The organism is Mycobacterium sp. B14F4 (assembly GCF_039871645.1).
GTDB lineage: Bacteria > Actinomycetota > Actinomycetes > Mycobacteriales > Mycobacteriaceae > Mycobacterium.
In genome coordinates, this window is the sequence record NZ_JBDPMF010000001.1 from 390,192 (window position 1) to 416,299 (window position 26,108).

General features: G+C 68.2%; 24 protein-coding genes. 16 read left to right on the plus strand and 8 right to left on the minus strand.

Annotated features, from left to right (window positions below; all coding sequences use genetic code 11):
* Window positions 1-102 precede the first annotated feature (102 nt).
* From fabG to ABGB19_RS01930, 4 genes are read left to right on the plus strand one after another with little or no spacing between them, the layout of a single operon-like run.
* Window positions 103-843: a 3-oxoacyl-ACP reductase FabG gene (gene fabG, locus ABGB19_RS01915; RefSeq protein ID WP_347683408.1), complete on the plus strand. Its 741-nt coding sequence runs from the start codon at window positions 103-105 to the stop codon at window positions 841-843.
* Complete coding sequence (locus ABGB19_RS01920; RefSeq protein WP_347683410.1) at window positions 840-2,060, plus strand: acetyl-CoA C-acetyltransferase; 1,221 nt, start codon at window positions 840-842, stop codon at window positions 2,058-2,060. Before fabG ends, ABGB19_RS01920 begins: the two co-directional genes overlap by 4 nt.
* A 60-nt stretch (window positions 2,061-2,120) precedes the next feature.
* Window positions 2,121-3,314, plus strand: a complete 1,194-nt coding sequence (locus ABGB19_RS01925) for an acyl-CoA dehydrogenase family protein (RefSeq protein ID WP_347683412.1) — start codon at window positions 2,121-2,123, stop codon at window positions 3,312-3,314.
* 2 nt (window positions 3,315-3,316) lie between these two features.
* On the plus strand, window positions 3,317-4,009 hold the full coding sequence (locus ABGB19_RS01930; RefSeq protein ID WP_347683414.1) for a GntR family transcriptional regulator: 693 nt from the start codon (window positions 3,317-3,319) through the stop codon (window positions 4,007-4,009).
* A 24-nt stretch (window positions 4,010-4,033) separates the two neighbouring features.
* Here ABGB19_RS01930 and ABGB19_RS01935 read toward each other — a convergent pair whose 3' ends face one another.
* Genes ABGB19_RS01935 through ABGB19_RS01960 form a run of 6 tightly spaced genes read right to left on the minus strand, consistent with a single transcriptional unit; the run spans window position 4,034 to window position 10,888 of the window.
* On the minus strand, window positions 4,034-5,530 hold the full coding sequence (locus ABGB19_RS01935) for a class I adenylate-forming enzyme family protein (protein ID WP_347683416.1): 1,497 nt from the start codon (window positions 5,528-5,530) through the stop codon (window positions 4,034-4,036).
* Complete coding sequence (locus tag ABGB19_RS01940) at window positions 5,523-7,028, minus strand: class I adenylate-forming enzyme family protein (RefSeq protein ID WP_347683417.1); 1,506 nt, start codon at window positions 7,026-7,028, stop codon at window positions 5,523-5,525. Before ABGB19_RS01940 ends, ABGB19_RS01935 begins: the two co-directional genes overlap by 8 nt.
* Window positions 7,021-8,475, minus strand: coding sequence for an AMP-binding protein (locus ABGB19_RS01945; RefSeq protein ID WP_347683418.1), 1,455 nt, complete (start codon window positions 8,473-8,475; stop codon window positions 7,021-7,023). Before ABGB19_RS01945 ends, ABGB19_RS01940 begins: the two co-directional genes overlap by 8 nt.
* A complete protein-coding gene (locus tag ABGB19_RS01950) occupies window positions 8,475-9,260 on the minus strand; it encodes an enoyl-CoA hydratase/isomerase family protein (protein WP_347683420.1) in 786 nt (261 codons plus the stop codon). The genes ABGB19_RS01945 and ABGB19_RS01950 overlap by 1 nt, the downstream gene beginning before the upstream one ends.
* On the minus strand, window positions 9,257-10,066 hold the full coding sequence (locus ABGB19_RS01955) for an enoyl-CoA hydratase/isomerase family protein (RefSeq protein ID WP_347683422.1): 810 nt from the start codon (window positions 10,064-10,066) through the stop codon (window positions 9,257-9,259). The genes ABGB19_RS01950 and ABGB19_RS01955 overlap by 4 nt, the downstream gene beginning before the upstream one ends.
* 15 nt (window positions 10,067-10,081) lie before the next feature.
* Window positions 10,082-10,888 carry an enoyl-CoA hydratase-related protein gene (locus ABGB19_RS01960; protein WP_347683424.1) on the minus strand — a complete coding sequence of 269 codons (807 nt, stop codon included), beginning with the start codon at window positions 10,886-10,888 and terminating at the stop codon, window positions 10,082-10,084.
* A 94-nt stretch (window positions 10,889-10,982) separates the two neighbouring features.
* Between ABGB19_RS01960 and ABGB19_RS01965 the strand changes: the two genes are divergently transcribed.
* The 4 genes from ABGB19_RS01965 to ABGB19_RS01980 all read left to right on the plus strand — a co-directional run bounded on the left by ABGB19_RS01965 (window position 10,983) and on the right by ABGB19_RS01980 (window position 14,586).
* Window positions 10,983-11,636, plus strand: a complete 654-nt coding sequence (locus ABGB19_RS01965) for a hypothetical protein (RefSeq protein ID WP_347683426.1) — start codon at window positions 10,983-10,985, stop codon at window positions 11,634-11,636.
* Window positions 11,633-12,409 (plus strand): GntR family transcriptional regulator, encoded by a 777-nt coding sequence (locus ABGB19_RS01970; protein ID WP_347683428.1) that lies wholly within the window; start codon window positions 11,633-11,635, stop codon window positions 12,407-12,409. The genes ABGB19_RS01965 and ABGB19_RS01970 overlap by 4 nt, the downstream gene beginning before the upstream one ends.
* A gap of 9 nt (window positions 12,410-12,418) precedes the next feature.
* Window positions 12,419-13,333: an enoyl-CoA hydratase/isomerase family protein gene (locus ABGB19_RS01975; protein ID WP_347683430.1), complete on the plus strand. Its 915-nt coding sequence runs from the start codon at window positions 12,419-12,421 to the stop codon at window positions 13,331-13,333.
* A gap of 77 nt (window positions 13,334-13,410) precedes the next feature.
* Entirely contained in the window at window positions 13,411-14,586 is a 1,176-nt protein-coding gene (locus ABGB19_RS01980) for a thiolase family protein (protein ID WP_347683432.1), read from the plus strand.
* Window positions 14,587-14,600: 14 nt separating this feature from the next.
* Here ABGB19_RS01980 and ABGB19_RS01985 read toward each other — a convergent pair whose 3' ends face one another.
* Window positions 14,601-15,341 (minus strand): TetR family transcriptional regulator, encoded by a 741-nt coding sequence (locus tag ABGB19_RS01985; RefSeq protein WP_347683434.1) that lies wholly within the window; start codon window positions 15,339-15,341, stop codon window positions 14,601-14,603.
* A gap of 254 nt (window positions 15,342-15,595) precedes the next feature.
* On the opposite strand from ABGB19_RS01985, the gene ABGB19_RS01990 reads away from it, so the two are divergent.
* Together ABGB19_RS01990 and ABGB19_RS01995 are read left to right on the plus strand one after the other, a co-directional pair.
* A complete protein-coding gene (locus ABGB19_RS01990) occupies window positions 15,596-16,390 on the plus strand; it encodes an SDR family oxidoreductase (protein WP_347683436.1) in 795 nt (264 codons plus the stop codon).
* A 39-nt stretch (window positions 16,391-16,429) separates the two neighbouring features.
* Entirely contained in the window at window positions 16,430-17,437 is a 1,008-nt protein-coding gene (locus ABGB19_RS01995) for a dihydrodipicolinate synthase family protein (RefSeq protein WP_347683438.1), read from the plus strand.
* Between the two features lie 111 nt (window positions 17,438-17,548).
* Here the strand turns inward: ABGB19_RS01995 and ABGB19_RS02000 are convergent, their stop codons facing one another.
* Window positions 17,549-18,847 carry a hypothetical protein gene (locus tag ABGB19_RS02000; protein WP_347683440.1) on the minus strand — a complete coding sequence of 433 codons (1,299 nt, stop codon included), beginning with the start codon at window positions 18,845-18,847 and terminating at the stop codon, window positions 17,549-17,551.
* 443 nt (window positions 18,848-19,290) lie between these two features.
* On the opposite strand from ABGB19_RS02000, the gene ABGB19_RS02005 reads away from it, so the two are divergent.
* From ABGB19_RS02005 to ABGB19_RS02030, 6 genes are read left to right on the plus strand one after another with little or no spacing between them, the layout of a single operon-like run.
* The gene (locus ABGB19_RS02005) at window positions 19,291-20,148 is read left to right on the plus strand and encodes an enoyl-CoA hydratase (protein ID WP_347683442.1); all 858 of its coding nucleotides are present in this window, start codon (window positions 19,291-19,293) and stop codon (window positions 20,146-20,148) included.
* Entirely contained in the window at window positions 20,145-21,350 is a 1,206-nt protein-coding gene (locus ABGB19_RS02010) for an amidohydrolase family protein (protein ID WP_347683444.1), read from the plus strand. The genes ABGB19_RS02005 and ABGB19_RS02010 overlap by 4 nt, the downstream gene beginning before the upstream one ends.
* A 1-nt stretch (window position 21,351) precedes the next feature.
* Entirely contained in the window at window positions 21,352-22,995 is a 1,644-nt protein-coding gene (locus tag ABGB19_RS02015) for an acyl-CoA synthetase (RefSeq protein WP_347683446.1), read from the plus strand.
* Window positions 22,992-23,816, plus strand: coding sequence for an amidohydrolase family protein (locus ABGB19_RS02020; RefSeq protein WP_347683448.1), 825 nt, complete (start codon window positions 22,992-22,994; stop codon window positions 23,814-23,816). The genes ABGB19_RS02015 and ABGB19_RS02020 overlap by 4 nt, the downstream gene beginning before the upstream one ends.
* A 2-nt stretch (window positions 23,817-23,818) precedes the next feature.
* Window positions 23,819-24,865 carry an acyl-CoA dehydrogenase gene (locus ABGB19_RS02025; protein ID WP_347683450.1) on the plus strand — a complete coding sequence of 349 codons (1,047 nt, stop codon included), beginning with the start codon at window positions 23,819-23,821 and terminating at the stop codon, window positions 24,863-24,865.
* Window positions 24,865-26,049 (plus strand): acyl-CoA dehydrogenase family protein, encoded by a 1,185-nt coding sequence (locus ABGB19_RS02030; RefSeq protein WP_347683452.1) that lies wholly within the window; start codon window positions 24,865-24,867, stop codon window positions 26,047-26,049. The genes ABGB19_RS02025 and ABGB19_RS02030 overlap by 1 nt, the downstream gene beginning before the upstream one ends.
* Window positions 26,050-26,108 lie beyond the last annotated feature (59 nt).

Below are 26,108 nucleotides of genomic sequence, written 5' to 3' on the forward strand. Positions count from 1 at the left end.
TCGCCGGGCTGGTGCCCCGCGGTCGGGAGCGATCATATATGAAATATGATGTTCGGTTGAACCGGCCCCCGTGGGGCTTGACCAGCGAAGAGAGGGGAACAGGTGTCGCTGTTGACGGGCCAGACGGCCGTCGTCACCGGAGGCGCTCAGGGCCTGGGCTACGCGATCGCCGCGAAGTTCATCGGCGAGGGCGCCCGCGTGGTGCTCGGCGACCTCGACCTCGCCGCGACCGAGGCGGCGGCCGAGCAACTCGGGGGACCCGACGTCGCGCTCGCGGTTCGCGCCGATGTCACCAAGGCCGGTGAGGTCGACGCACTGGTCACCACGGCGGTGGACCGCTTCGGCGGCCTGGACGTGATGGTCAACAACGCCGGGATCACCCGCGACGCGACGCTGCGCAAGATGACCGAGGAGCAGTTCGATCAGGTCATCGCCGTGCACCTCAAGGGCACCTGGCACGGGTTGAAGGCGGCGGCGGCGATCATGCGCGAGAACAAGCGCGGAGCGATCGTGAACATGTCGTCGATCTCCGGCAAGGTCGGCCTGGTCGGGCAGACCAACTACTCGGCGGCCAAGGCGGGCATCGTGGGCATGACGAAAGCCGCCGCGAAGGAACTGGCCCACCTCGGCGTGCGGGTCAACGCCATCCAGCCGGGCCTCATCCGCTCGGCGATGACCGAGGCGATGCCGCAACACATCTGGGACCAGAAGCTGGCCGAGGTGCCGATGGGCCGCGCCGGGGAGCCCGACGAGGTCGCCAAGGTCGCACTGTTCCTGGCCAGCGATCTGTCGTCGTACATGACCGGCACGGTCCTCGAGGTCACGGGCGGCAGGCACATATGAGCATCCGCGAGGCCGTCATCTGCGAACCGGTGCGCACGCCGATCGGCCGCTACGGGGGGATGTTCACGTCGCTGACCGCCGTCGATCTCGGGGTCACCGCGCTCAAGGGCCTGCTCGACCGGGCCGGAATCGATCCTGCCGCAATCGAAGACGTGATCCTCGGGCACTGCTATCCCAGTAGTGAGGCACCAGCCATCGGCCGCGTCGTCGCGCTGGACGCCGGCCTTCCGGTGACCGTTCCGGGCATGCAGGTCGACCGGCGCTGCGGGTCCGGGCTGCAGGCGGTCATCCAGGCCTGTCTGCAGGTTGCCAACGGCGACAACGACGTTGTCGTCGCGGGCGGCGCCGAGAGCATGAGCAACGTCGCGTTCTACTCGACCGACATGCGGTGGGGTGGGGCCCGCTGCGGCGTGGTCGTACACGACGGACTGGCCCGCGGCCGCACCACCGCCGGCGGGCGTCACTACCCGGTGCCCGGCGGCATGCTGGAGACCGCGGAGAACCTGCGGCGCGAATACGGCATCTCGCGCCTCGAGCAGGATGAGCTCGCCGTGAGGTCGCACCAGCGGGCGGTCGCCGCGCAGAAGGACGGCATCCTCGCCGAGGAGATCGTGCCCGTCACGGTGCCCAACCGACAGGGCGAGGAGGTGATCGACACCGACGAGCACCCCCGCGCGGACACCTCCGTCGAGTCGCTGGCCAAGCTCAAACCCGTTCTGCTCAAGAGCGATCCGGAGGCGACGGTCACCGCGGGCAACGCCAGCGGCCAGAACGACGCCGCGTCGATGTGCATCGTGACAACCGCCGAGAAGGCCGACGAGCTCGGCTTGACCCCGCTGGTGCGACTGGTGTCGTGGGGCTCGGCCGGCGTCGCGCCGCACATCATGGGCATCGGACCGGTGCCCGCCACCGCGGCGGCGCTGGACAAGGCCGGGCTGACGCTCGCCGACATCGACCTGATCGAGCTCAACGAGGCCTTCGCGGCTCAGGCCCTCGCGGTGATGCGGGAGTGGAAGTTCGGCGCGGCCGACCACGAGCGCACGAACGTGCACGGCTCGGGCATCTCGCTCGGACATCCCGTCGGTGCCACGGGCGGCCGCATGCTGGCGACGCTGGCGCGCGAACTGAACCGGCGCGGCGCGCGCTACGGCCTGGAGACGATGTGCATCGGGGGCGGCCAAGGTTTGGCCGCGGTGTTCGAGAGGGTTGGCGCATGACCAAGCGAGAAGCGAAGCGGGATCGCGCATGACCAAGCGAGAAGCGAACCGGGATCGCGCATGACACGACTCGCGCAGACACACGGCCTGACCGAGGTGCAGACGGAGATCCTCGCGACGGTACGGCAGTTCGTCGACAAGGAGATCATCCCGAACGCGCCCGAGTTCGAGAAGACCGACACCTATCCGCAGCCCATCGTCGATCAGATGCGCGAGATGGGCCTGTTCGGGCTGATGATCCCGGAGGAGTACGGCGGTCTCGGCGAGTCGCTGCTGACGTATGCGCTGTGCGTCGAGGAGCTGGCGCGCGGCTGGATGAGCATCTCCGGGGTGCTCAACACCCACTTCATCGTCGCCTACATGCTGCGCCAGCACGGCACCGATTCCCAGAAGCAACGGTATCTGCCGCGGATGGCGACCGGCGAGACCCGCGGCGCATTCTCGATGTCCGAACCCGAACTCGGCTCCGACGTCGCCGCGATCCGCACCCGCGCCACGCGCGGTGACGACGGCGCGTACACGATCAACGGACAGAAGATGTGGCTGACCAACGGCGGCAGCTCGACGCTGATCGCCGTGCTGGTGCGCACCGACGAGGGCGCTGACAAACCACACCGCAACCTCACCGCGTTCCTGGTCGAGAAGCCGGTCGGTTTCGGCGAGGTCGTGCCCGGGCTGACGATCCCCGGCAAGCTCGACAAGCTGGGCTACAAGGGCATCGACACCACCGAGCTGATCTTCGACGGCTATCTGGCCCAGGCCGACGACATCCTCGGCGAGGCGCCCGGACAGGGCTTCTTCCAGATGATGGACGGCATCGAGGTCGGCCGCGTCAACGTGTCGGCCCGGGCCTGCGGGGTGGGGCTGCGTGCGTTCGAACTGGCCGTGCGGTATGCCCAGCAGCGGCATACGTTCGGCAAGCCGATCGCCGAGCACCAGGCCATCGCGTTCCAACTGGCCGAGATGGCAACCAAAGTCGAGGCCGCGCACCTGATGATGGTCAACGCCGCCCGGCTGAAGGACTCCGGTGAACGCAACGACGTGGCCGCGGGAATGGCGAAGTATCTGGCCAGCGAGCTGTGCTCCGAGGTCACTCAGCAGAGCTTCCGGATCCACGGCGGCTACGGCTACTCCAAGGAGTACGAGATCGAGCGGCTGATGCGCGATGCACCGTTCCTGCTGATCGGCGAGGGCACCAGCGAGATCCAGAAGAACATCATCAGCAAGCGTCTGCTCGCCGACTACCAGATCTGACCGTGACCGCCCCGGATTTCGCCTTCCGGCCCCAGCTGGCCGAGGATGTCGCGCGCTATGTCCGCAAGCGCATCTTCGACGGCACCTATGCCGCAGGCGAATACGTACGACTGGATCAGTTGGCAGTCGAGCTGGGCATCAGCGTGACGCCGGTGCGGGAGGCGCTGTTCGAGCTGAAAGCCGAAGGGCTGCTTGCCCAGCAGCCGCGACGGGGCTTCGTCGTGCTGCCCGTGACCGGCCGCGACCTGACCGATGTGTCGAACGTGCAGGCCTACATCGGCGGTGAGCTCGCCGCGCGCGCCGCGGCCAACATCACCGACGAACAGCTGCGGGAGTTGCAGCGGATCCAGTCCGACCTGGAGGACGCCTACGACTCCGCCGACGACGAGCGGGCGGTGCGGCTCAATCACGAGTTCCACCGGGCGATCAACATGGCAGCGGACTCGCCCAAGTTGGCGCAGTTGATGTCGCAGATCACCCGCTACGCGCCCGAGTCGGTGTTCCCGATCATCGCGGGCTGGCCGGAGAAGTCGAACGCTCATCACCGGCGGCTGTTGACGGCGCTGGAGCAACGCGACGAGAACCTCTGTCGCACTGCGATGTCGGAGCACCTCGCCGAGGGTGCGGTGCCGCTGATCGACCACCTCACCGATCGTGGCGTCGTCGTTTCGTCGAATGTGACGCCAGGGCGGTGATCCGCGCGAAATCGCGCCATGAGGTTACGTTCGACGCGCGCCGTGCAGCATTTCGCGCAGCCGGGGCACGTCGACCTTGCCCGTCGCCTTGCGCGGGATGTCGTCGTCGGAGTCGACGGTCAGCCATACGGTCGGCACCTTGAACGCGCTCAATCGTTCCCGGGCGGCGGTGTGCACGTCGGCCACGGAGCGCTCGGTGATCACCACGGCGCCGACCGCCCGCTCGACGTCGGTGACGAAGGCCGCCTGCACGCCGTCGATCGACCGCAACGCCTGTTCGACCTCGCTGGGGTAGACGGTCGCACCGCTCACCTTGAACATGTCGTCGGAGCGGCCGTGGTAGAACATGAAGCCGTCCCCGTCGAGATGGCCGAGGTCGCCGGTGGGGTAGTAGCACTCGGGGGTGAACACGTCCTCGCGGCTGCGCCTGCAGATCCCGCGCATCACGTGCGGTCCCCGGATCTGGATCTCGCCGATGGTGCCGGCCCCGACCGGCATGCCGGTGTCGGGGTCGACGATCCGAACGTCCATGCCGTCGAACGGCTTCCCGCAACTACCCCACGCCGACCGCGGCATGTCGGTGTCCGCGCGATAACCGCAGTACGGCCCGAAGGATTCCGTCATCCCGAACAGCTTCGCCCGTGCGCCGGGTGGTGAGCGCAGGTCGCCGGGCAAGAGGGCCTCCAGGCTGCCGACCCGCAGCGACGACAGATCGGCACCGACGGAGGCGGATTCGCGCGCCAAGGCTTCGGCCTGGTCGGGCCAGCCGCGAAACAGCGTGACCCGTTCGCGCTCCAGCAGACGCAGGGTCGTCTCCGGGCGGGGTATCTGTTCGGTGACCAGGGTGGCGCCGGCGAGCAGCGCCGACAGAACGCCGCTGCCGAGGCCGCCGACCCAGAAGAACGGCATCGGAAGGTACAGGCGCGTGTCGGCGTCGATACAGCGAGCGTCGAGGCCGGCCCGCACCGCGCCCAGCGCGTTGCCGTGGGAATGGGTGACGCCCTTGGGAGGGCCGCTGCTTCCGGAGGTGAACATGATCGCGAGCGTGTCGCTCGGCGTCACGGCGGCGGTCATCGCGTCGGCCGCGCTGCTGTTCCCGCCGACGGGGAGCCGGTCGGCCCGCCACACCTGACGCAGCGCGGGAAGATTCGAGCGTTCGGGGGCCACCGCGTCGAGGTACCGGTGCCCGCGGAACTCGTCGACGGCGATGAGGACCTGCACGGAGGCCGTGCGCAGTTGCGCGGCCAGTTCCGGTGGTTGCAGCAGTGTGCTCAGTGGAACCAGCACGGCGCCGATCCGGGTCAGCGCCACCGCGATCCGCACCCACTCGGCACAGTTCGGCATGATGAGCCCCACCCGGGTCCCCTTGCTGACTCCGGCGGCGACCAGATCCGCGGCCAGTTCGATTGTGGTGGTGTCGAGTTCGCCATAGGTGAGGTGCACCGACGGATCGATCACGGCGTGCTTGGCGCCGTCGCAGGCGGCGCGCAGCCGCACCAGCGCGTCGATGGTGTCAGGCATCGAACACCGCCCTCAGCCGGGCCGTGTCCACCTTGCCGCTCGACATCACCGGAACCTCGGGGAGGACGGCGAAGCGGCGGGGAATCTTGTACGACGACAACTCCGTGGCCAGCTTCTCGCGCAAGGCGGACTCGTCGAACGGGGCGTCCGCGTCCTGCACGATGACCGCTGCCACCAGTTGACCGCGCTGCGCATCGGGTAGCCCGACGACGTGGGCGACGGTCCCGCCGGTGACCTTGGCGATGGCGCGCTCGACCTCGCCGGGTGCGACGTTGGCGCCCGCGGTCTTGATCATCGCGCCGCGGCGACCGACGAAGTAGACGTAACCCTCGGCATCGGTGCGGACGAGATCGCCAGTGTGGAACCACCCGTCGGCGTCGAAGCACTCTTCACGGCTGCGCTTGTAGTAGCGCTGCATCATGAACGGCCCGCGGACACACAGTTCACCGACCGCGCCGGCGGCGACCGCCATGCCGGAGTCCGGATCGACGACCTTGGTGTCGAATCCGGGCGCAGGCCGGCCGAACGAGCCGCGCCGGTGCTCGGGTTGGTCCGATTCGTCCTCGCTGATCGTGATGACGCTGCCGGATTCGGTCATGCCCAGCATGGTGTGGCGCAACTCGGGGTCGGTGGGCCGCACGTCGGGCGCCATGATCGGGTACAGGTTGCCGCGCCGCAGCGACGACAGGTCGCGTCGCGGCAGGCTGGGGTGGTTGGCGAGATGCGCGATGCCCGCGACGAACCCGTTGGTCATCGTGGGCTTCTCGGCCTCGATCAGGTCGAGGGTTTTGCCGGCATCGGTGGCGTTGGAGCACACCAGCGTCGCGCCGGCGAGCAGGACGGCCAGAATCGAGAACGCGAACCCGCCGACCCAAAAGAACGGCGAGTTGCAGAACAGCTTGTCCCGCCCGCTCAGGCCGCGGATCTCGTTGAGCACCACCTGGTGGTCCAGCAGCGATGCGTGGGTGTGCACGACGCCCTTCGGGACGCTGGTGGAGCCGGACGTGTAGATGATCGCCAGCACGTCGGAGGGTTCGACGTCGTTCTCCAGCGCGGCGAGGAGCGCTTCGCCGGCCGATTCCACCGGTTCGGTGTCGACCAGGATGTGACGCATCAGCGGGAGCCCGGTAAGCCCGGCCAGCCGCGGACGGTAGTCGTGGGACCGGAAAGATGCGGTGGCGAGCAGGATCTGGACGTCGGCGTGGCCGAGTTGATCATGCAACTCCGCCGCGGTGGCGAAGGTCGACACCGGGATGACGACGGCCCCGATCCGTGCGGCGGCCAACATCGCGACGATGAACGCAGAACCGTTCGGGTAGAGCACGCCGACATGCGTGCCCTTGCCGGCGCCCAGCGCGATCAGACCCCGTGCGAGTCGGGACGAGCGCTCGTCGGCCTCGGCATAGGTCAGCCGGTCGTCGTCGCACACCAGCAGGGGATTCGCGGCGCGGGTGCGGGCCTGTTCGCGCAGCACGGCGCCGACCGTCTTCTCAGGCATGCTCGACGGTGTGGCTGAGGAGCCGTCGCACCGCGCTGAGGTCCGCCTTGCCCGACGGGGTGCGGGGAAGGCGGTCGACGATCGCGATATCGGTGGGAATCTCATAGCGCGCCAGTCGGCTTCGCAGGTACTCCAGCAGCTCTTCTGACCCCACGGGTTCGCGCAGCTCCACCATGGCGACCGGGGTCTCGCCGAGGCGGTCGTCGCGGCGCCCCACGACGGCGGCGCCCAGAACGGCCGGATGACTCTCCAGAGCCGCGCGCACGTCGTCGGGCATCACCTTGAACCCGCCGCGGATGATCGCCTGGTCGGCTCGGCCCAGGATCCACAGGAAGCCGTCCGCGTCGATGCGCGCGAGGTCGGTGGTGCGCAGCCAGTCCGCGTCGGGGCCGAGCTGGCCGGGCCGGACCTCCAGCAGGCCGGGCTCGTCGGGTCCCAGCGGATTGCCGCCGTCGTCGACGACGCGCAGCTGCGCCCCCAGGCTGGCTCGTCCGACGCTGCCGCGCTTGTCCCGCCAGTACCGCTGGTGGTCGGCCAGGGTCCACCCGGCCACGCCGCCGCCGAATTCCGTTGCCGCATAGGAGGTCAGCACGGGGATCCCGAACTTCTCGGTGAACGCGTCGGCGTCCTCGGCCGACAGCGGCGCGGTGCCCGAGGTGACCGCGCGGACACTCGCGAGGTCCTCACGGGTCAGGTCGGAGTGCAGCACGGTACGCAGCGCGGCGGGTACCAGCGACACCGTCGCGGGCTTGTGCCTGCGCACGGCGTCGGCCCACCGACTCAACTCGAAGCGATCGAGCAACGCGAAAGCCCTACCCTCGCAGACCGATTGCAGGACGCGGAACACACCGCCGATGTGCACCAGTGGGGCGTTGACGATCGCCACCCCGCGCCGCAGCGCGCTCGGGGCCGGTGCTTCGTCGAAATCCGGTCCGATCACGCTGTGCGCCAGCATGTCGTACGTCAGGTCGATGCGTTTGGGTGGTCCGGTGGTGCCGCTGGTCAGCATCCGCACCGCGACGCCCGCGCGTCCCGCCGCCGCGTCGGGTGGATCGGCGGGCGTCACGTGGGGGGTGAACCCGTCCAGCGACACCGTGGTGGTGTGGCGGGTGGACACCAACCGCGCGAGATCGTCGCGCTCGCCGACGATCAACGGCAGGCGCAGCGCGTCGATGTCGGCGCGGATGCGGTCGTCGCCGCGCGACGGATTGATGACGACGACGGTCCCTGCGCCCCTCAGCACCCCCAGGAGGCCGGCCACGTGAGCGGGCCGGTTGCGCAGCAGCATCCCGACCTGGCGCCCCGTCACCCCGACCGACTCGATCTGCCCGGCGAGGGCGCCGACCTGACCCCAGGTGGACCACTCGCCCTCGTACTCGATCGCCGGCGCGTCCGGGGCCAGGGTCAGCACGTCGGCGATCCGCCTGATGAGCGGATGACCGCTCATCACCGGATCCTCGGGGCGGTCGCGGGGGTGGGGGGCCGAGCCGCGAGTTCGGCCTGTCCCAGCGGGTTGCCGAGCCGGGTGTAGATCAGGTTCTGCTCCATCGCGGCGCGGTAGGGCTTTTCGAGCGACTCCCAGATCGCCTTCACGGTGCCTTGCGTGGCCGACGGCGGCTTCGCAGCGATCGCGGTCGCGATCTGGTGCGCACGCTCCCAGAGCCGGTCAGCGCTGACCACCTCCGACACCAGGCCGATCCGCAGCGCCGTCTGCGCGCTGACCCGTTCGTCGTTGCCCAGCAACGCGATTCGCAGCGTCTCACCGAGGCCGACGCGGCGCATCAGCCCGATCGGCTCCAGGGCGCACACCAGGCCGGCGCTGACGTGAGAGTCGAAGAACGTGGCGTCCTGCGAGCAGATCACCACGTCGGCCTCGTTGACGAAATAGAAGGCGCCGGCCGTGCACATGCCCTGCACCGCACACACGACCGGCTTCCACATCTTCCGCCACTTGGGGCTGAGGTACTCGCCGGGATCCTCGTGGTTCCAGACGTTCTCGGGCTGGCCGAAGGCGCTCTTGACGTCCAGTCCGGCGCTGAACGCGCGGTCGCCCGCCGCGCGCAGCACGACCGCATTGACCGAGTCGTCGAGCTTGACGAGGCGCCACGCCTCGGCCATCTCCTCGCACATGGTGCGGTTGAACGCGTTGAGCCGGTCCGGGCGGTTCAGCGTGATCGCCGCGACGCGGTCGACGGGGTCCACGTCGAGCCGGATGGTCTCGAATCCGGTCATCGGCACTGCCAATTGGGCGCGCGCTTCTCCATGAACGCCTGGGGGCCCTCGGCCGCGTCGTCGGTGCGCAGGACGCGCTCGCGGAACGTCTCGGCGAGGATCTCCGCCTCGTGCAGCGGCAGGTCCAGCGTCTTGTGGATGGCCAGGCGGGTGCCCCGCACGGCCAGCGGGGCATTGGAGTTGACGACGTCGGCGATCTCGTGGGCTCGCTCGAGCAGGCGGTCGTGCTCGACGACCTCGCTGATCATGCCGAGTTCGTAGGCGCGCTGAGCGCTCATCCGCTCGTGCTTGCCCATCAGCGCCATCCGCAAGGCGATGTTGCGGGGCAGCACGCGCGCCAGTCGGACCATCTCGCGGCCGGCGACCAGGCCGATGCTGACATGCGGGTCGAAGAAGGTGGCCTTGTCCGACGCGATCGCGATGTCGCCGGTGGTGATCCAGTCCAGCCCTGCGCCGCAGCACAATCCGTTGACCGCCGTGAGCACCGGCTTGGCCATCCGGCGGAACGGCGGGGTGCCCTCCTGGGGGGCCTCCCACTGGTCGTAGGTCGACAGGTACGGGCGCTCGTAGATCACCCTGCCGTCCTCGGGGATCTCGCCGACGTCGGCTCCGGTGCAGAACGCCCGCCCCGTGCCGGTGACGATGACGATCCAGATGTCGTCGTCGTTCTCGGCCTGGTCGTAGGCCGCGCGCAGTTCGGCGATCATCTGCGGGCTCAGCGCGTTGAGCGCCTGCGGCCGGTTCAGCGTGATCGTCGCCTTGTGTCCGTCGACCTCGTAGGTGATGTCGGCGAAGGTGTCAGACATTGATGGTCCCATCGGTCAGCGTCCGGTGAACTCCGGCGGCCGCTTGTCACGGAAGGCCGCCAGTCCCTCTTTGAAATCAGTTGTCCGGCAGGACAGCTCGACATTGAAGAGCTCCTGCGTCATCGCCTGTGTCAACGTGGCCTGCTGCGCGTACTGGATGGCCTGTTTGGCCAGGCCGATCGCGACCGTCGGCCCGGATGCCAGCCGCTCGACGAGTGTATCGCTCGCCGCGTCGAGCTGGGAGTCGGGTACCGCCTGGTGGATCAGCCCCCACTCCACGGCATCGGCGGCGCCGATCTTCTCGCCCAGCAACAGCATCCGTCGGGCTCGCGCCAGGCCGACCAACCGGGGCAGCAGCCACGTCGAGCCGGAGTCCGGGCTGAAGCCCCTGCCGACGAACGGTTCCCAGAAGACGGCGTCGTCGGCGGCGAGGGTGAAATCGGCGGCCAGCGCCAGGTTGCAGCCCAGCCCGACGGCCCAGCCGCGCACGCTGCACACCACGGGCAGCTGGATGGTGTGCACCAGTTCGATCACCCGGTTGGCGGTGTGGGGGATGCGACGGATGAGGTCACCAGTGCGGGGCCGGTGCCCCGCGGCGTTGGCGGTCACCAGGTCCGCTCCCGCGCAGAAGTCCGAACCGGCGGCCCGGATATCGACGGCGCGAAGCGAATCGTCGGTGGCCGCGGCCGTCAACATCGCCGCCATGGCGTCGACCATGCTGTGACTCAACGAGTTGCGCCGGCCGGGACGGTCGATGGTGATGCGCAGAACCGCGCCATCGCGCGACGAGGTCGCCACGCCGTCGTTGGCCGCTTCGGTCACCGTTGATTCCACCGATCTCTAGCTTTACGGTTAGACATACAGTATTGCTATCTTGTACAAGTTAGCAAGGAAAGCGCGACACGAGGAGGGTGCCATGGCCGACAGCGGGCCACGGTTCGGCGAGCAGCCCCTCCCGCAGACGGTCGCGGCGGCCGGCGCGTTCCGCCGGCTGAGCGGGCTTCTCCTGTCGCTGGAGCAGGAGCACCCGAGCGTCGACGCCATGCTGGCGCAGATGGCCGCGTGGGAGCGTGAACTCGCCGCGTCGGCGCCGCCCGACCCCACTCCGCGGATCGGTCCCGGTGCCGCCGCCACCCAGCGCGTCTATCTCGACCACGCCTTCGACGTCGGTGCCTACAACCCGGCGTTCCCCGAGTACACGTTCGACCATCTCGATGTCGGGACGGCGTCGGGACGGGTCACCTTCCCGGTCGTGTTCGAGGGACCGCCGGGCCTGGTGAACGGGGGCTTCCTGGCGGTCTTCTTCGACTGCGTCACCCAACACCACAGCTGCGCGTCGGGGCGCACCGGCAAGACCCGCTCGCTGACCATCAGCTTTCGCAGGCCCACCCCGATCCTCACCGAACTGCGCTTCGACGTGGCCAGGGCGGAAGCCGATGGCCGGGTGACGTCGACCGCGCGGCTGCTGCACGACGACGAGATCCTCTGCACCGCAGAGTTCGCCACCGCGGCGTCGTCACCCGACAAGCTGTCGGTCTTCGACTACGGCAAGCGGCGCGCGGGCACATGACGACGATTCACCGCATCCGGCAACCGCGGGTCGCCGAGATCATCGCCGCGCGACTGCGCGACGACATCCTGTCCGGACGCCTCAAGGAAGGCGACGTACTGCCGTCCCAAGACGGTCTGCTCGCCGAGTTCGGTGTCAGCCCGCCGGCGTTGCGGGAGGCGATCCACATGCTGGAGATGGACGGGCTCATCTCGGTTCGGCGCGGCAACATGGGCGGCGCGGTGGTGCACCTGCCGTCGGCCGACCGCACCGCGCACATGATCAGCATGGTGCTGCAATCCCGTTCGGCGACACCGGCCGACGTCAGCGGCGCGCTCATGCATCTCGAGCCGATCTGCGCCGGCATGTGCGCCGCGCGGCAGGACCGGATGACCGAAGTCGTGCCGTATCTGCAGGACGAGATCGACAGGCAGCTCGAGCAGTTCGACGACATGTCCCGGTATGTGCCCAATGCCAGGCGGTTTCACGAGGCCGTCGTCTCCCGCTGTGGCAACGAGTCGCTGATCCTGCTGATCGGCTCGCTGGAGCTGATCTGGTCCGCACACGAGTCGTCGGTGTGGGGGGATGAGAACAACCCCGTCGATCCGCTGAACCACAAGACCATGCGCGCCGCCCTACGCGACCACCAGCGGCTGCTCGACGCGATCCGCGACGGGAACGAGGCCCGGGCGGTGCGGTTGGCCACCGACCACCTCGCCGCCGCCCGGCGCAACACGCTGGCCGTCGGTGCGGACCGGACCATCGAGGCCAGACTCATCTCCGATGCGCATTAAGGACTGTCGATGACCACCACCGCCGATGACCGCGTGCTCTTCGAGGTCGACCGTGACAAGAGGATCGCGACCGTCACGCTCAACAATCCGGCCCAGCGCAACTCCTATGACGCGGCGATGCGGGACGCGATCGGCCGCTGTCTGGACGTCGTCGCCGACGACGACGACCTCACGGTGGTGCTGCTGCGCGGAGCCGGCGGGGTGTTCAGCACCGGAGCCGACATGAACAACGCCTACGGCTGGTACGGCGACGGCGACGGCGATGAGCGCTCGCGCGAAGAGCGGAAGTCGAAGGACTCCGCGCAGGCCAAGAAGCGGCCCAGTCAGCGCAGGCGGCTGACCGTGGATCGCAAGTCGTTCGGCTTCTACCACAACCTCATGGGCTTCCCGAAGGTGACGGTGGGGGAGATCAGCGGGTACGCACTCGGCGGCGGGTTCGAGATGGCCTTGATGACCGACATCTCGGTGATCGCCCGCGATACGCGGATCGGCATGCCCGCCACCCGGTTTCTCGGTCCCGCACTGGGCAGCCTGCACATGTTCTTCCATCGCCTCGGTCCGGTGCTGGCGCGGCGCCTGCTGCTGACCGGCGACATCATCGAGGCCGCCGCGGTCGAACACCTGGGGGTCTTCACCGACACGTGTGACGCCGGGTCGGTGACCGCCAGGGCGCGGTACTGGGCGGAGAAGGCGGCCAAGATGCCCGCCGACGGCGTGGTCATCGCCAAGGAGGCGTTCCGGCTCGTCGAGCAGAGCCAGGCCTATCAGGGCGAAGAGGTGGCCAGCTATCTGTTCCACGCCTACGGGACGAACCTGCAGTTCGCCGAGGGCGAGTTCAACTTCGTCAAGACCCGGGCGCAACACGGCACGAAGGAGGCGTTCCGGCTGCGTGACGAGCATTTCCACGTCCCCGAGCCGGAGTGACCGCCCTCGCTACCGCCCGCTATACATAACCTGCTATTTTTGTAACGTCGCTAACGTCGAACCCCGAGGTGGAGAACATGCGCACACCCGTCATCGTCGGTGCAGCCCGGACGGCGATCGGTCGATCCTTCAAGGGCACGCTGGTCAACACCCCGCCCGAGACGCTGATCACCACCGTCCTACCCGAGGTGATTCGTCGCTCCGGAGTCGACCCGAGCGCCATCGACGACATCATCGTCGCCGAATCCCATTACGGCGGCGGTGATCTCGCGCGCTACGCGGCCGACGCCATCGGCCTGCAGGATGTTCCCGGTCAGTCGGTCAACCGGCACTGCGCGGGCAGCCTCACCGCGATCGGCAACGCCGCGGCCCAGATCGGCTCGGGCATGGAGCGTTCGCTGCTCGCGGGCGGTGTGCAGTCGCTGTCGATGACGCCGCTGGTCAACTGGCGCATCCCGGGGCCGGAGCTGAAGTTCGAGGAGCGCTGGATGCCGCCGACGCACGTCGAGACGCCCGACGCCCCGTGCAAGGACATGTCGATCACGGTCGGCTGGAACACCGCGCAGGCGGCGGGCATCAGCCGCGAGGAAATGGACGCGTGGGCGGCGCGTTCGCACCAGCGCGCGATCGCGGCGATCGACGCGGGCAAGTTCCTCGACGAGATCGTGCCGCTGAAGGTCGAGCAGTTCGACGGTTCGGTCATCGACTTCAGCGTCGACGAGCACCCGCGCCGCGACACCACCGTCGAGAAGCTCGCCGGCCTCAAGCCGCTGCATCCCGAGATCGAGGGCTTCTCGATCACGGCGGGCAACAGCAGCGGAACCAACGACGCCGCGGCCGCGGTCGCACTCGTCGACAGCGAGTACGCCGACGCCGAGAACCTGACGAAGATGGCCAGCGTGAGGGCTTGGGCCGCAGCCGGTATCGCGCCCCGCGACTGCGGGTTGGGTGCGGTGAGGGCGATCGGCAAGGTGCTCGACCGCGCCGGGCTGCGGGCGTCCGATGTCGCGCTGTGGGAGATCAACGAGGCGTTCGCGTCCGTGCCGATCGCGGCCTGCAAGGAATTCGGCATCGACGAGGAACTGGTGAACTTCTCCGGAAGTGGTTGCAGCCTCGGCCATCCCATCGCCGCGTCCGGCGCCCGCATGGTCACCACGCTGGTGTACGAGCTGCAGCGCCGCGGCGGCGGCATCGGTGTCGCCGCGATGTGCGCAGGCGGCGGCCAGGGCGGCGCCGTCGTCATCGAGGTCTAGCTACTCCGGAAAAGTCAGCGCTTGCGGGCGGACGGCTTCTTCGCGGGCTTGGCCTTGTTCGTCTCGATCAGCCGCCCGGCATGGTCGAGGATGCACTCGAGGCCGAACTCGAAGTTCTTGTCGTCGGCAGCACCGATGTGATGCCCCTTCTCGGTGACCAGAGCCACCAGGGGAGTGCTGTCGGCGTCGATCGACATCGTCTCCTCGAGGTCGCTGGGCCCCTCGTTGACGGCGCGGTTCTTCTCACGCAACCGGTGCAGCACCACCGAGCCGCGAACGTGCACCGACACCGCGGAGTAGGTGTCGAACGCGTCGTCGGCCGACAGCCCCGCCTCGACCAGGCTGGCGATCGCCTTCTCCACTTCCTGCACGCCCAGCTTCGCGGTGCGAGGGCTGAGCGCGGACCGGATGAGGATCAGATCGCACAGAATGGGGTTGCCCATGAAGGTCTTTCGCATCGTGCGCGCATGGTTGCGCAGCGTCTCGCGCCAATCCCGGGCCTCGACGTACGGCGTCGCGAACACGTACTGGCGCAGTGCGCGGTCGGTCATCGCGTTGAGCAGATCGTCCTTCTTGCGGAAGTACCAGTAGATGCTCGTGACGCCGACACCGAGGTGCTTGCCGAGTAACGGCATGGACAGGTTGTCGATGCCCACCTGCTCGGCGAGCTCGAAGGCGCCGTTGATGATGTCGTCGGGATTGATGGACCCGCGCTCGCGTCGCTGACGCTTCTCGGCGGTCGCCTGCCTCGCCACGAAGGGCACCTCCATCGAATTCAGCCGCGCGCGCAGCCCCCCGTGACCGGGGTTGGTGGACCTGAATGTACCGGTGGCTGCCCTCTGATCTGCGACTATGCAGGTGTGTCGCCGCCTGGCCGTTACCGTCAACCATACCGGGAGCCATCCCGTCGACGGTCTCCACGGTCCTTCCGCTGTTCTACTGTAAGTCCTATAGTAAGGTTTTCCACGCTATCAGGTCGGCGAACACCCGGAAGTGACGTGACGACAGCATGGATCTCGGGCTGAAAGACGCCGCCGCCGTCGTGGTCGGTGGCGGACGCGGGATGGGCCTGGCCGCCGCGCGGTGCCTGGCCGGGGACGGCGCGAGGATCGCCGTCGTCGGGCGCACCGCGGCCGTGGTCTCCGACGCCGCCACCGCGCTGGGCGAGTGCGGAAGCCCCGACACGCTGGGCCTGGCCGCCGACATCACCGACGCCGCGCAGGTGCAGAAGGTGTTCGACGAGGTCGGCGAGCGCTGGGGCGAACTCAACATCCTCATCAACGCCGTCGGACCCGAGTCCGTCGGAACCTTCGAGGATCTGACCGACGAGCAGTGGCGCGCGGCCTTCGACGGCGGCGTGATGGGCATGGTGCACTGTGTGCGCTCGGCGCTACCGCTGCTGCGCGCGGCGTCGTGGGCGCGCATCGTGAACTTCTCGGCCCACTCGACCCAGCGGCAGAGCGTGATCCTGCCCGCCTACACCGCGGCCAAGGCCGCGCTCACGAGCGTGTCCAAGAACCTGTCCCTCTTGCTGGCCAAGGACGAGATCATGGTCAACGTGGTCTCGCCCGGCAGCATCGCATCCGAGGCGCTGATCGGCTGGGCCGAGTCCGTCGGGGTCGACGGCAGTGATCCGTACGCGTTGATGGCCGCCATCGGCGAGCACTTCGGCCATCCGGCCCATCTGCCCCGGGCCGGTCTGCCGGACGAAATCGGTCCCGTCGTCGCGTTTCTCGCGTCGCGACGGAACTCCTACATGACCGGTGCCAACGTCAACGTCGACGGGGGCAGCGACTTCACATGAGCTTCACCTGAGACTTCACCTGAGCGTCAGGAGGACATCGTGGCGACGGCGAAAGACGCGCGGGAGTGGGCCCGCGTGCACCTGCGGGGCATCGGCGATTCCCTCTACACCCCCTTCTGCGGCGATGACGGCGACGACATCGACTGGGCGGCCTACCGAATCCTGGTGCGCCACTGCGTCGGTGAGCTGCACCACCCGCTGCTGTGGTGCACCAGCGGTATCGCCGAGTTCTGGTCGCTGACCCTCGACGAGCGAAAACGCCTGTTGGAGGTGGCGATCGAGGAGGGGCGCGCCGCCAATCCCGACGTCGTCGTGCAGGCCTGCACCGGTTCGATGACGGCCAAGGACTGCCTGGAGTTGACGCTGCACGCCCAGCAGTCCGGGGCCGACATCGTCTACATCCAGACGCCGATGATGGAGGCCCACGGCGGGGAGGGCGTCCTGAAGTTCTTTCGCTACATCGCCGATCGCACCGACATCGCGCTCGGCATGTTCAACTCGCCGTCGTCCGGTTACGTGCTGACGCCGGCCGAGAGTGCGCGCATCTACGACGAGATCCCGGCGGTCTGCGCCACCAAGGAGGGCGCGTTCCGGCCCGCCGCGAGCCGCCTGCTGCACGAGTTGGCGCCCGGCCTGGCGGTGTGGGAGTGCGACAAGACGGTCTACCGGGCCGGCTGGTTGCGCGACGGCATCGTCTGCCCGGCACAGCTCGGCACCGCCGGCTACCTCTTCGAGACCCCGGCGCACCGGCCGTTCTCGGAGTACTGGGACCTGATCTGCAGCGACAAACTCGTCGAGGCGATGGACTTCGCAAGGGATTCCGGCTTGGACCGGTTCGACCTCGACATGGGCTCGTGGTTCACCTGCTATCCGGGCCGGCCGGACTACTTCACCCACTGGGGTGGGGCGTTCAAGTACGCGGCGTCCGTTCTCGGCCTGCCCATCGGGTCGTACCCGCATTCGCGGCCGCCGCAGGCCGAGTTGCCCGACACCGCCAGAGCGCAGATCGACGCAGCGTATCGCCGGTTCGGGATCGTCGACGCATAGGCCGCCGCGCCGGCGGACGGTGGTCGGGCCGCGTCGGTGAGGACCGCGGTTCGTGGCGTCGGAATGCCCGTCGGGAACAGCCGAAACCGGCTGTCCCCAAAGGGACCTCGTTCACTTCGACGCGTCGCCGCCGGACGTGCCGCCGCCGTTCACGCCGTCGCCGGTTGAGGTTCCGCCAGCGGTTGTACTGCCGGTGCTGCCGGACGCGTCGTCGTCGCCGGTGCTGTCGTCGTCGCCGCTGCTGGTGTCGTCGTCGTCGCCGGTGGTCTCCTCGTCCCCGCCGGTGGTCCCGTCGTCACCGGCGGTCTCGTCGTCCTCGCCGGTGTCGTCGTCGCCGGACACGCCGCCGTGCGACTCTCCGCTATTGCCTTCGGCGACGGTTGTTGTCGTGCCTAGGGGCGATTCCCCGGTCTCGCCGAGCGTGGACGCGCCCTGACCGGTTTCGACCGTGAGCGCGAAGGTCTCGCCGCTACCGGGGACGTCGGTCGGCGACGGCGAGTCGGGTCCCGCCGCGAACGCGGCGGCTGCCGGTGCCGCCGGCGCTGCGAGAGCCCCGGCGATCGCGTTGGGGATCTGGACGAAGAAGAAGTTGACGAAGCCCAAGGAGTGAAGCAGGCCGGGGAACGTCTGGTTGGGCAGGTCTGGGACGAAGTCCGGTACGTATCCGTTGAGGAAGGCGTAGAGGTAGCTGGCCGGCAGGTTGATCAGCTCGCCGGCGGCGGTCACCGGGTCGCCCGACTGCAGTGCGGCCCGCGTGCGATCGAGGATCTCCATCGTTTGGATGGTCGAGGTGACGTGCGCCGTCAGCAGCGCCCTACCGAGATTGCCCGCCACGGCGCGGTTGAGCAGGGAATCGAACACACGCGCCAGCGTTGGTAAGCCGACGGAGTCGGCGAAATCGCCGGGAATCGCCAATACACCGAGCAGTGATTGCCGCGAATCCGACAGCAGATTCACCAGGAACCAGGTGTTCAGCGCGCTGAACGCCTCGAGAAACTCGCCCTGAGCGAGGAAGCGCGCCGATTCCACCAGCACCGCGGGCAGCGTGGCGAAAGCCTCCTGCAGTGCCGCCGCCGTGTCGGCGTTCCCGGCGGCGATCCGGTCACCGTAGGTCGCCTGGAAATTCGCCAGTGCGCTCAGCAGCGGCAGCGGATTCGTCACGTTGGCAACGATCGAGTTGACGAGTTCGGCGTGCAGCCCCGGGTTGCCCAGCGCCTGCAGCAGCGCGGACGACGCGGCCGGGATCTCGGTGCTCAGCCTGTTCAGGCTGGTGAACGTGTTCGCGATGGTCTGCTGCCACTCGGTCAGGGGATTGGCGAGCGCCGACAGCTCGATGGCTGCCTCGCGGACGTCGGGCACTGCCGGAGTGGGCATCACCGGACTCACGGCGAGGACACTGGCGCTTGCCATCGCGAGGCCAGCTACCAGATACCTGGTCTGGCGGGACTGCGAGCCTGACTCGTCGACATAGTCGATCGAGTCGGGTCGGAGGGCTCTTTGCACGTTTTCTCCTGGTTGGCTGTGAAATTGCTGTGTAGCGATCGAAGATTAGCTGAGGCTTACCTAGTAAACAATAGGTATGCCTTGCCTTAACACAGGGCGTCCCGGGGAAGGCGAGGTTCGTTCGCTGTTCGGTTGTCTCCCGCGCCGATGTCCGGGCCCGAGTGGCGTTCGCGCCCTTGTCTCGGACAACCCTTCGGGGGCGGCGGTGAAGACCGATTTCTCCACGGATGCGGCCGCCTCACCAGCCATTAGGGTGTATCAACAGCGAGTGATCCGGTGGTTGCAGAAGGCGCTACCGATAGGTGTACAGTAGGGCCCTACACAAACCCGGATCAATAGGAGGATGACGGGTGAGCGCTCCTGAGCACGCCGCGGACCCCGTCGCCTCCGAACCCGTGCGCTACGAGGTGCGCGACACCGGCGTCGCGGTGTTGACGCTCAACCGGCCCGAGCGCATGAACGGATGGGGCGGAGGCCTTGCGACGACGTTCTATGCGCGCCTCGACGACGCCGAGGCCGACCCCGACGTGCGGGCGATCGTCGTCACGGGCAGCGGCCGGGCGTTCTGCGCCGGCGCCGACATGGGCGACCTGACCACGATCAGCGCCGCGACCGTCGACGATGCGGCGGGCACCGACGTCGGCAAGCTCGTGGGCGCGCGGCATCCGCACTTCCTGATGAGCATGCGTAAACCTGTCATCGCCGCGGTCAACGGCGCGTGCGCGGGAATGGGGTTGACGCTGGCGTTGGCGTGCGACGTCCGCTTCGCCGCCGAGGGCGCGAAGTTCACCACCTCATTCGCTCGGCGTGGTCTGATCGCCGAGTACGGGATCTCGTGGATCTTGCCGCGGGTCGTCGGCGCCGGCGTCGCGATGGACCTGCTGCTCTCGGGCCGGGTGCTGCTCGCCGACGAGGCCGCCCGGCTGGGTCTGGTCAACGACGTCCTGGCTCCGGCCGACCTCCTGCCGCGGGCGATCGCCTACGCCGAGGACATCGCCGCCAACTGCGCTCCGAGTTCCCTGGCGGTGATCAAGCAACAGGTGTACGCAGACACCATGCGGGATGTCTTCGAGGCCAGCGACCACGCCGAGAAGCTGATGCACGAGTCGATGGCCCGGCCCGACTTCATCGAGGGCATCACCAGTTTCTTCGAGAAGCGCCCGCCCGACTTCCCGCCTTTGAAGCCTGAGCAGGAGGACATCCGATGACACTCGACTACATGGCTATCGACGTCGACAACCACTACTACGAGCCGATCGACTCCTTCACCCGCCACCTGCCCAAGGAGTTCAAACGCCGTGGCGTGCAGATGCTCACCGAGGGCAAGCGCACGTTCGCCGTCATGGGCGGCGTCGTCAATCACTTCATCCCGAACCCGACGTTCGACCCGATCATCGAGCCGGGATGTCTGGATCTGTTGTTCCGCGGCGAGATCCCCGACGGCGTCGACCCGGCGTCGCTGATGAAGGTCGACCGGTTGGCCGACCATCCCGAGTATCAGAACCGCGACGCCCGGGTCAAGGTCCTGGACAAGCAGAACCTCGAAACCGCGTTCATGCTGCCGACATTCGCGTGCGGCGTCGAGGAGGCGCTCAAGCACGACATCGAGGCGACGATGGCCTCGGTGCACGCGTTCAACCTGTGGCTGGACGAGGACTGGGGCTTCGACCGCCCCGACCACCGGTTCCTGTCGGCGCCGATCATCTCGTTGGCCGATCCCGACAAGGCCGTCGACGAGGTCGAGTTCGTGCTGAGCCGGGGGGCCAAGATCGTCTGCGTGCGGCCCGCGCCCGTACCGGGATTGGTCAAGCCGCGCTCGCTCGGCGACCCCGTGCACGACCCGGTGTGGGCACGGCTCGCCGAGGCCGGCGTACCGGTGGTCTTCCATCTGTCCGACAGCGGTTACCTCGCGATCGCGGCGCTGTGGGGCGGAAAGTCGACGTTCGAGGGCTTCGGCAAGAAGGACCCGCTCGACCAGGTGCTGCTCGACGACCGAGCCATCCACGACTCGATGGCGTCGATGATCGTGCATCAGGTGTTCACCCGCCACCCGAAGCTGAAGGTCGCCAGCATCGAGAACGGTTCGTACTTCGTCTACCGCTTGATCAAGCGACTGAAGAAGGCCGCCAACACCGCGCCGTACCACTTCAAGGATGATCCGGTCGAGCAGCTCCGCAACAACGTCTGGATCGCCCCGTACTACGAGGACGACGTGAAGCTGCTCGCCGAGACCATCGGCGTGGACAAGATCCTGTTCGGTTCGGACTGGCCGCACGGTGAGGGCCTGGCCGACCCGATGGCCTTCACCGCCGACATCCCGCAGTTCCCGGAGTTCAGTGCCGAGGACACGCGAAAGGTCATGCGCGACAATGCTCTCGAGCTGCTCGGCGTGAACGTTCCGGCCGGCTGACATGACCGAGTGGACCATCGGGGCGGTGCTCGACGCGGTGGCGCAGGCGGTTCCGGACCGCCTGATGACGGTGTGCGGCGAGCGGCGCAGCACGTTCGGTGAATCGGCGGACCGCACCCGCCGTCTGGCCAACTACCTCGCCGGGCAGGGGCTGGGCGCCCACCGCGAGCGCGCCGAGCTCGACAACTGGGAGTGCGGACAGGATCGTGTCGCACTCATCATGCACAACGATCTCTATCCCGACATGGTGATCGGCTGCCTCAAAGCCCGTACGGTGCCGGTCAACGTCAACTACAACTACACCCCCCGCGAGGTCGCCGAACTCCTCGACTATCTGCGGCCGCGTGCGGTGATCTACCACCGATCGTTCGGCCCGAAGTTCGCCGACGTGCTGCCGCCGGCGACCGCGGACCTGATGATCGCGGTGGACGATGGCTGGATCGCCGGCACCGCCGGCGACAAGCCCTCGGTGCCCCAGCTGCCCGGAGTGACGAGCCTGGACGACGCGCTGGCGCAGGGTGATACCGATCAGCCCATCGCGCCGTCACCCGACGACGTGCTGATGGTCTGCACCGGTGGCACGACTGGTCGGCCCAAGGGCGTGATGTGGCGGCAGAGCGACACCTATGTGGTGTCGATGAACGGCGCCGACCACGACTCCGTCGACGACATCCACGCCAGGGTCGGTCACGGCGGCGCGCCGTGGTTCGCGGTGTCCCCGCTGATGCACGCCGCCGGAATGTGGACCGCCTTCGCGGCGTTGCTCAACGGCCTACCGGTGATTCTGTATGACAAGACCAGCTTCGACCCCCGCGCGGTGCTGCAGACCGCCGAGCGGGAGAAGGTCGGCCTGATGACGATGGTCGGCGACGCGTACGCCGGACCGCTGGTCGACGAATTGCGCAGCGGTTCTTACGATCTGTCGTCGCTGTTCGCCATCGGCACCGGCGGAGCCGCGACCAATGTCAAACACCAACGCGCGCTGCTGGATCTGCTGCCGCACATCACCTTGATCAACGGTTACGGCTCGTCGGAGACCGGTAACGTCGGCTTCGGCCGCAGCCAGCGGGGCGCCGAGAAGGACACCTTCGAGCTGCGTGAGGGTGCGCTGGTGTTGTCCGAGGACTACCGCCGGTTCGTGAGTCCGGGCGAGGAGGAGGTCGGGTTCGTCGCACGCGGTGGCCGCATCCCGCTCGGCTACTTCGATGACGAGGCGGCCACCCGCAAGACCTTTCCCGTCGTCGACGGGCAACGGGTGGTCATCTCCGGCGATCGCGGATCACTGGCAGCCGACGGCACGCTGCGCCTGTTCGGCCGCGACTCTCTGGTGGTCAACACCGGCGGTGAGAAGGTCTTCGTCGAGGAGGTCGAAGAGGTGTTGCGCGCACATCCGGCCGTTGCCGACGCGCTGGTGGTGGGGCGGCCCAGTGAGCGATGGGGCCAGGAGGTCGTCGCGTTGGTCGCCCTGTACCGGGACGACGCCGCCGCGCCCGACCAACTGCAAGCGCACTGCGCATCCCGACTGGCGCGGTTCAAGGTGCCCAAGGAGTTCCTCGTCGTGGACGCGGTCCGGCGGCTCGGCAACGGCAAGCCCGACTACCGGTGGGCCAAAGACGCTGCGACTCAACAGGCGTCGCTGACATGAAGGCCATTGACTGCCTGGTCAACGTGCACTTCGGGGAAACCGAACGACAGCCGACGTGGATGCTCAAGGTCCGCGACGACTACTTCAAGGGTCCGCAGTCGATGTTCGCGCCCGTCGACCTGTCCGAACTGCTCGACGAGATGGACGAACAGGGTGTGGCCAAGGCCGTTCTGATGGACAACCTGGCCAAGCCCTCGACGACGGCGCGCAGGTTCGTCGAGGCCAGGCCGGAGCGGTTCGCTCTGGCCATGGGAGGTGTCAACCTGCTGCGCCCCATGCCGTCGCTGGCGCAGTTGTCCGCCGTCGTCCGGGATCTGCCGGTGGCGTATGCCGTTGTCGGGCCGAGCTTCTGGGGGGACGGGCAGTATCCGCCCAGCGACGCCGTCTACTACCCGCTCTACACCAAATGCGCGGAGCTCGGCTTGCCGCTGTGTATCAACACTGGCATCCCCGGCCCGCCGATCCCCGGCGAGGTGCAGAACCCGATCCACCTCGACCGGGTGTGCGTGCGCTTCCCCGAGCTCAAGCTGTGCATGATCCACGGCGCCGACCCGTGGTGGGACGTGGCGATCCGGCTGTTGATCAAGTACCAGAACCTGCGGCTGATGACGTCGGCGTGGTCGCCGAAGCGGTTGCCCGACAGCCTGCTGCACTACATGCGCACCCGCGGCCAGAACAAGGTCATCTACGCGTCGGACTGGCCGGTGCTCAAGATGCGCCGCGTGGTGCCGGAGGCACAGGCCCTTGACCTGTCGGCCGAGGTGCTGGACAACTATCTGTACAACAACGCCGCCGAATTCTTCTTCGGACAGGAGACCTGACGATGGACCGCTACGAGCTACGCAGGCTGGATTACAGCCTGTCCGAGGACCACCAGGCGCTGCAGTCCGCGTACAAGGACTTCTTCAAGACGCACTGCTCCATCGAAACCGTCCGCGCCGCAGAGCCGTCCGGTTTCGACAAGAGCCTGTGGGAGCGGCTGTGCGCGATGGGTGCTTCGACGATGGCGCTGCCGGAGGACGCCGGCGGCGACGGCGCCACGCTCGTCGACCTGACGTTGGTGGCCGAGGAGATCGGCCGCTCACTGGCGCCGGTGCCGTGGATCGATCACGTCTGCGCCGCGCGTCTGCTCGGCAGGCTCGGCGTGCTCGACCCCGACGTCGTGAGCGGCAAGCAGGTGATGGGGTTCGACGCCCGGCACGACAGCGTGTCGGGCGTGCGCTTGGTGCCGAGCGGGTCGGTGGCCGACCACATCGTCATGCGCGACGGAGACGACATCGTGAAGCTCACGTTCGCGACCCGGCCTGCGAAGGTCGACAACATCGGCAGGCTGCCCATGGCGTGGATCGACCCGGCTGCCGCCGACAACCGGACGGTGCTGGGGTCCGGACCCGACGTGCTTGCGAAATACCAACGGGCGCTGAATGAGTGGCGGGTACTCATGGGCGCGGCGCTGGCCGGCCTCGTCGAGGAGACCATGACCATCGCGGCTGAGTTCGCCAAGACGCGCTACACCCTCGGCGTACCGATCTCGACGTTGCAGGCCATCTCGCACCCGTTGGCCAACATCGCGATCACGGTGCAGGGCGGACGCAACCTGGCGCGGCGCGCGGCGTGGTTCCTCGACAACGAGCCCGACGAGCGGCCCGAACTCGCGCCGTCGGCGTTCGTGTTCATGGCCGAGGAGGCTTCCAAGGCGGCCACGATGGCCGTGCAGGTGCAAGGCGGTCTGGGGGTGTCGGCCGAGGCCGCGGCCACCGCGTACCTGGTGCGGGCCCGCGGATGGGCGCTCGCCGGCGGCGATCCGGGCGCCAGCGCGAAGTACATCGCCGAGATCGTCGCGGCGCGCGAGAGCAAAGAGGGCAAGTAGTGGACTTCTCACGAGTCGAGTTGTCGGACGACGATCAGGCGTTCCAGGACGAGTCGCGCGCGTTCCTGCAGTCGATCGTCACCGAGGACGTGCTGCGCCGCGACCGCGAGACCGGCGACAACTTCGACGAGGGCGTGCATCTGGCGCTCGGCGAAGCCGGTTACCTTGCCCGCGAATGGAAGCCCGAATCCGAGGGCGGGTTCAACCGGGTCAGGCGTCGCATCTGGGAGCTGGAGAAGCGTCGCGCGCACGTGCCGTGGGTGACGTTCGGTACCACCGCCATGATCGCGCGGTCGGTGCAGAAATTCGGGTCCGAGGAACTCAAAGCCGAAGTGATGCCAGGTGTCTACAGCGGACATGTGCGGATGTGCCTCGGCTACACCGAGCCCGAGGGCGGCTCCGACGTGGCCACCTGCAAGACCCGGGCCGTCCGCGACGGGGACAGCTGGGTGATCAACGGGTCCAAGATGTTCACCACCGGCGCGCACAACTGCCAGTACGTCTTCCTGATCACCAACACCGACCCGTCGGCGCCGAAACACAAGAGCCTCACGATGTTCCTGGTCCCGCTCGACACGCCGGGCATCGAGATCCAGGGCATCCGCACCGTCGACGGCGACCGGACGAACATCGTCTACTACACCGACGTGCGCGTCGACGACAAGTACCGGCTCGGCGAGGTGAACAACGGCTGGACCGTGGTGCGCGAGCCGCTCAACGCCGAGCACGGCGCGGTCGAGGCGGCCACCGACGGCCTGGCCGACGTCGCGATCATGATGCACCAGGCCGAGTTCATGGCCATCGCCGCCGACAAGGCCGCCGCCAAGGTCACCGAGAAGGACCCGAACGGTCGCCGGCTCCTCGACGACGGCTCGGTGGCATACCGGTTGGGCCGCAGCGTCGCCCGGATGGAGGCGTCCTTCGCGACGCCCAACATCTTCGGCCGGGTGGCGCTGGCGCAGACGATGCGCGACATCTCACCGGACCTGATGGACATCCTCGGCACCGCCGCGTCCCTCCCACTCGGCACCGACGGCGCCGCCGACGACGGCGCCGCCGAGTACGTGTTCCGGTTCGCGCCGCTGGTCGGGATCTACGGCGGCACGCTCGAGGTGTTCCGCAACATGATCGCGCAGTACGTCCTCGGGCTCGGCAAGCCGGCGTACGCCGCGGTCGTATCCTGACCTCGGGCCGAGCGCGTGTCTGCGCCCGACACGCCGGCATATCACAACATTTTGCGCAC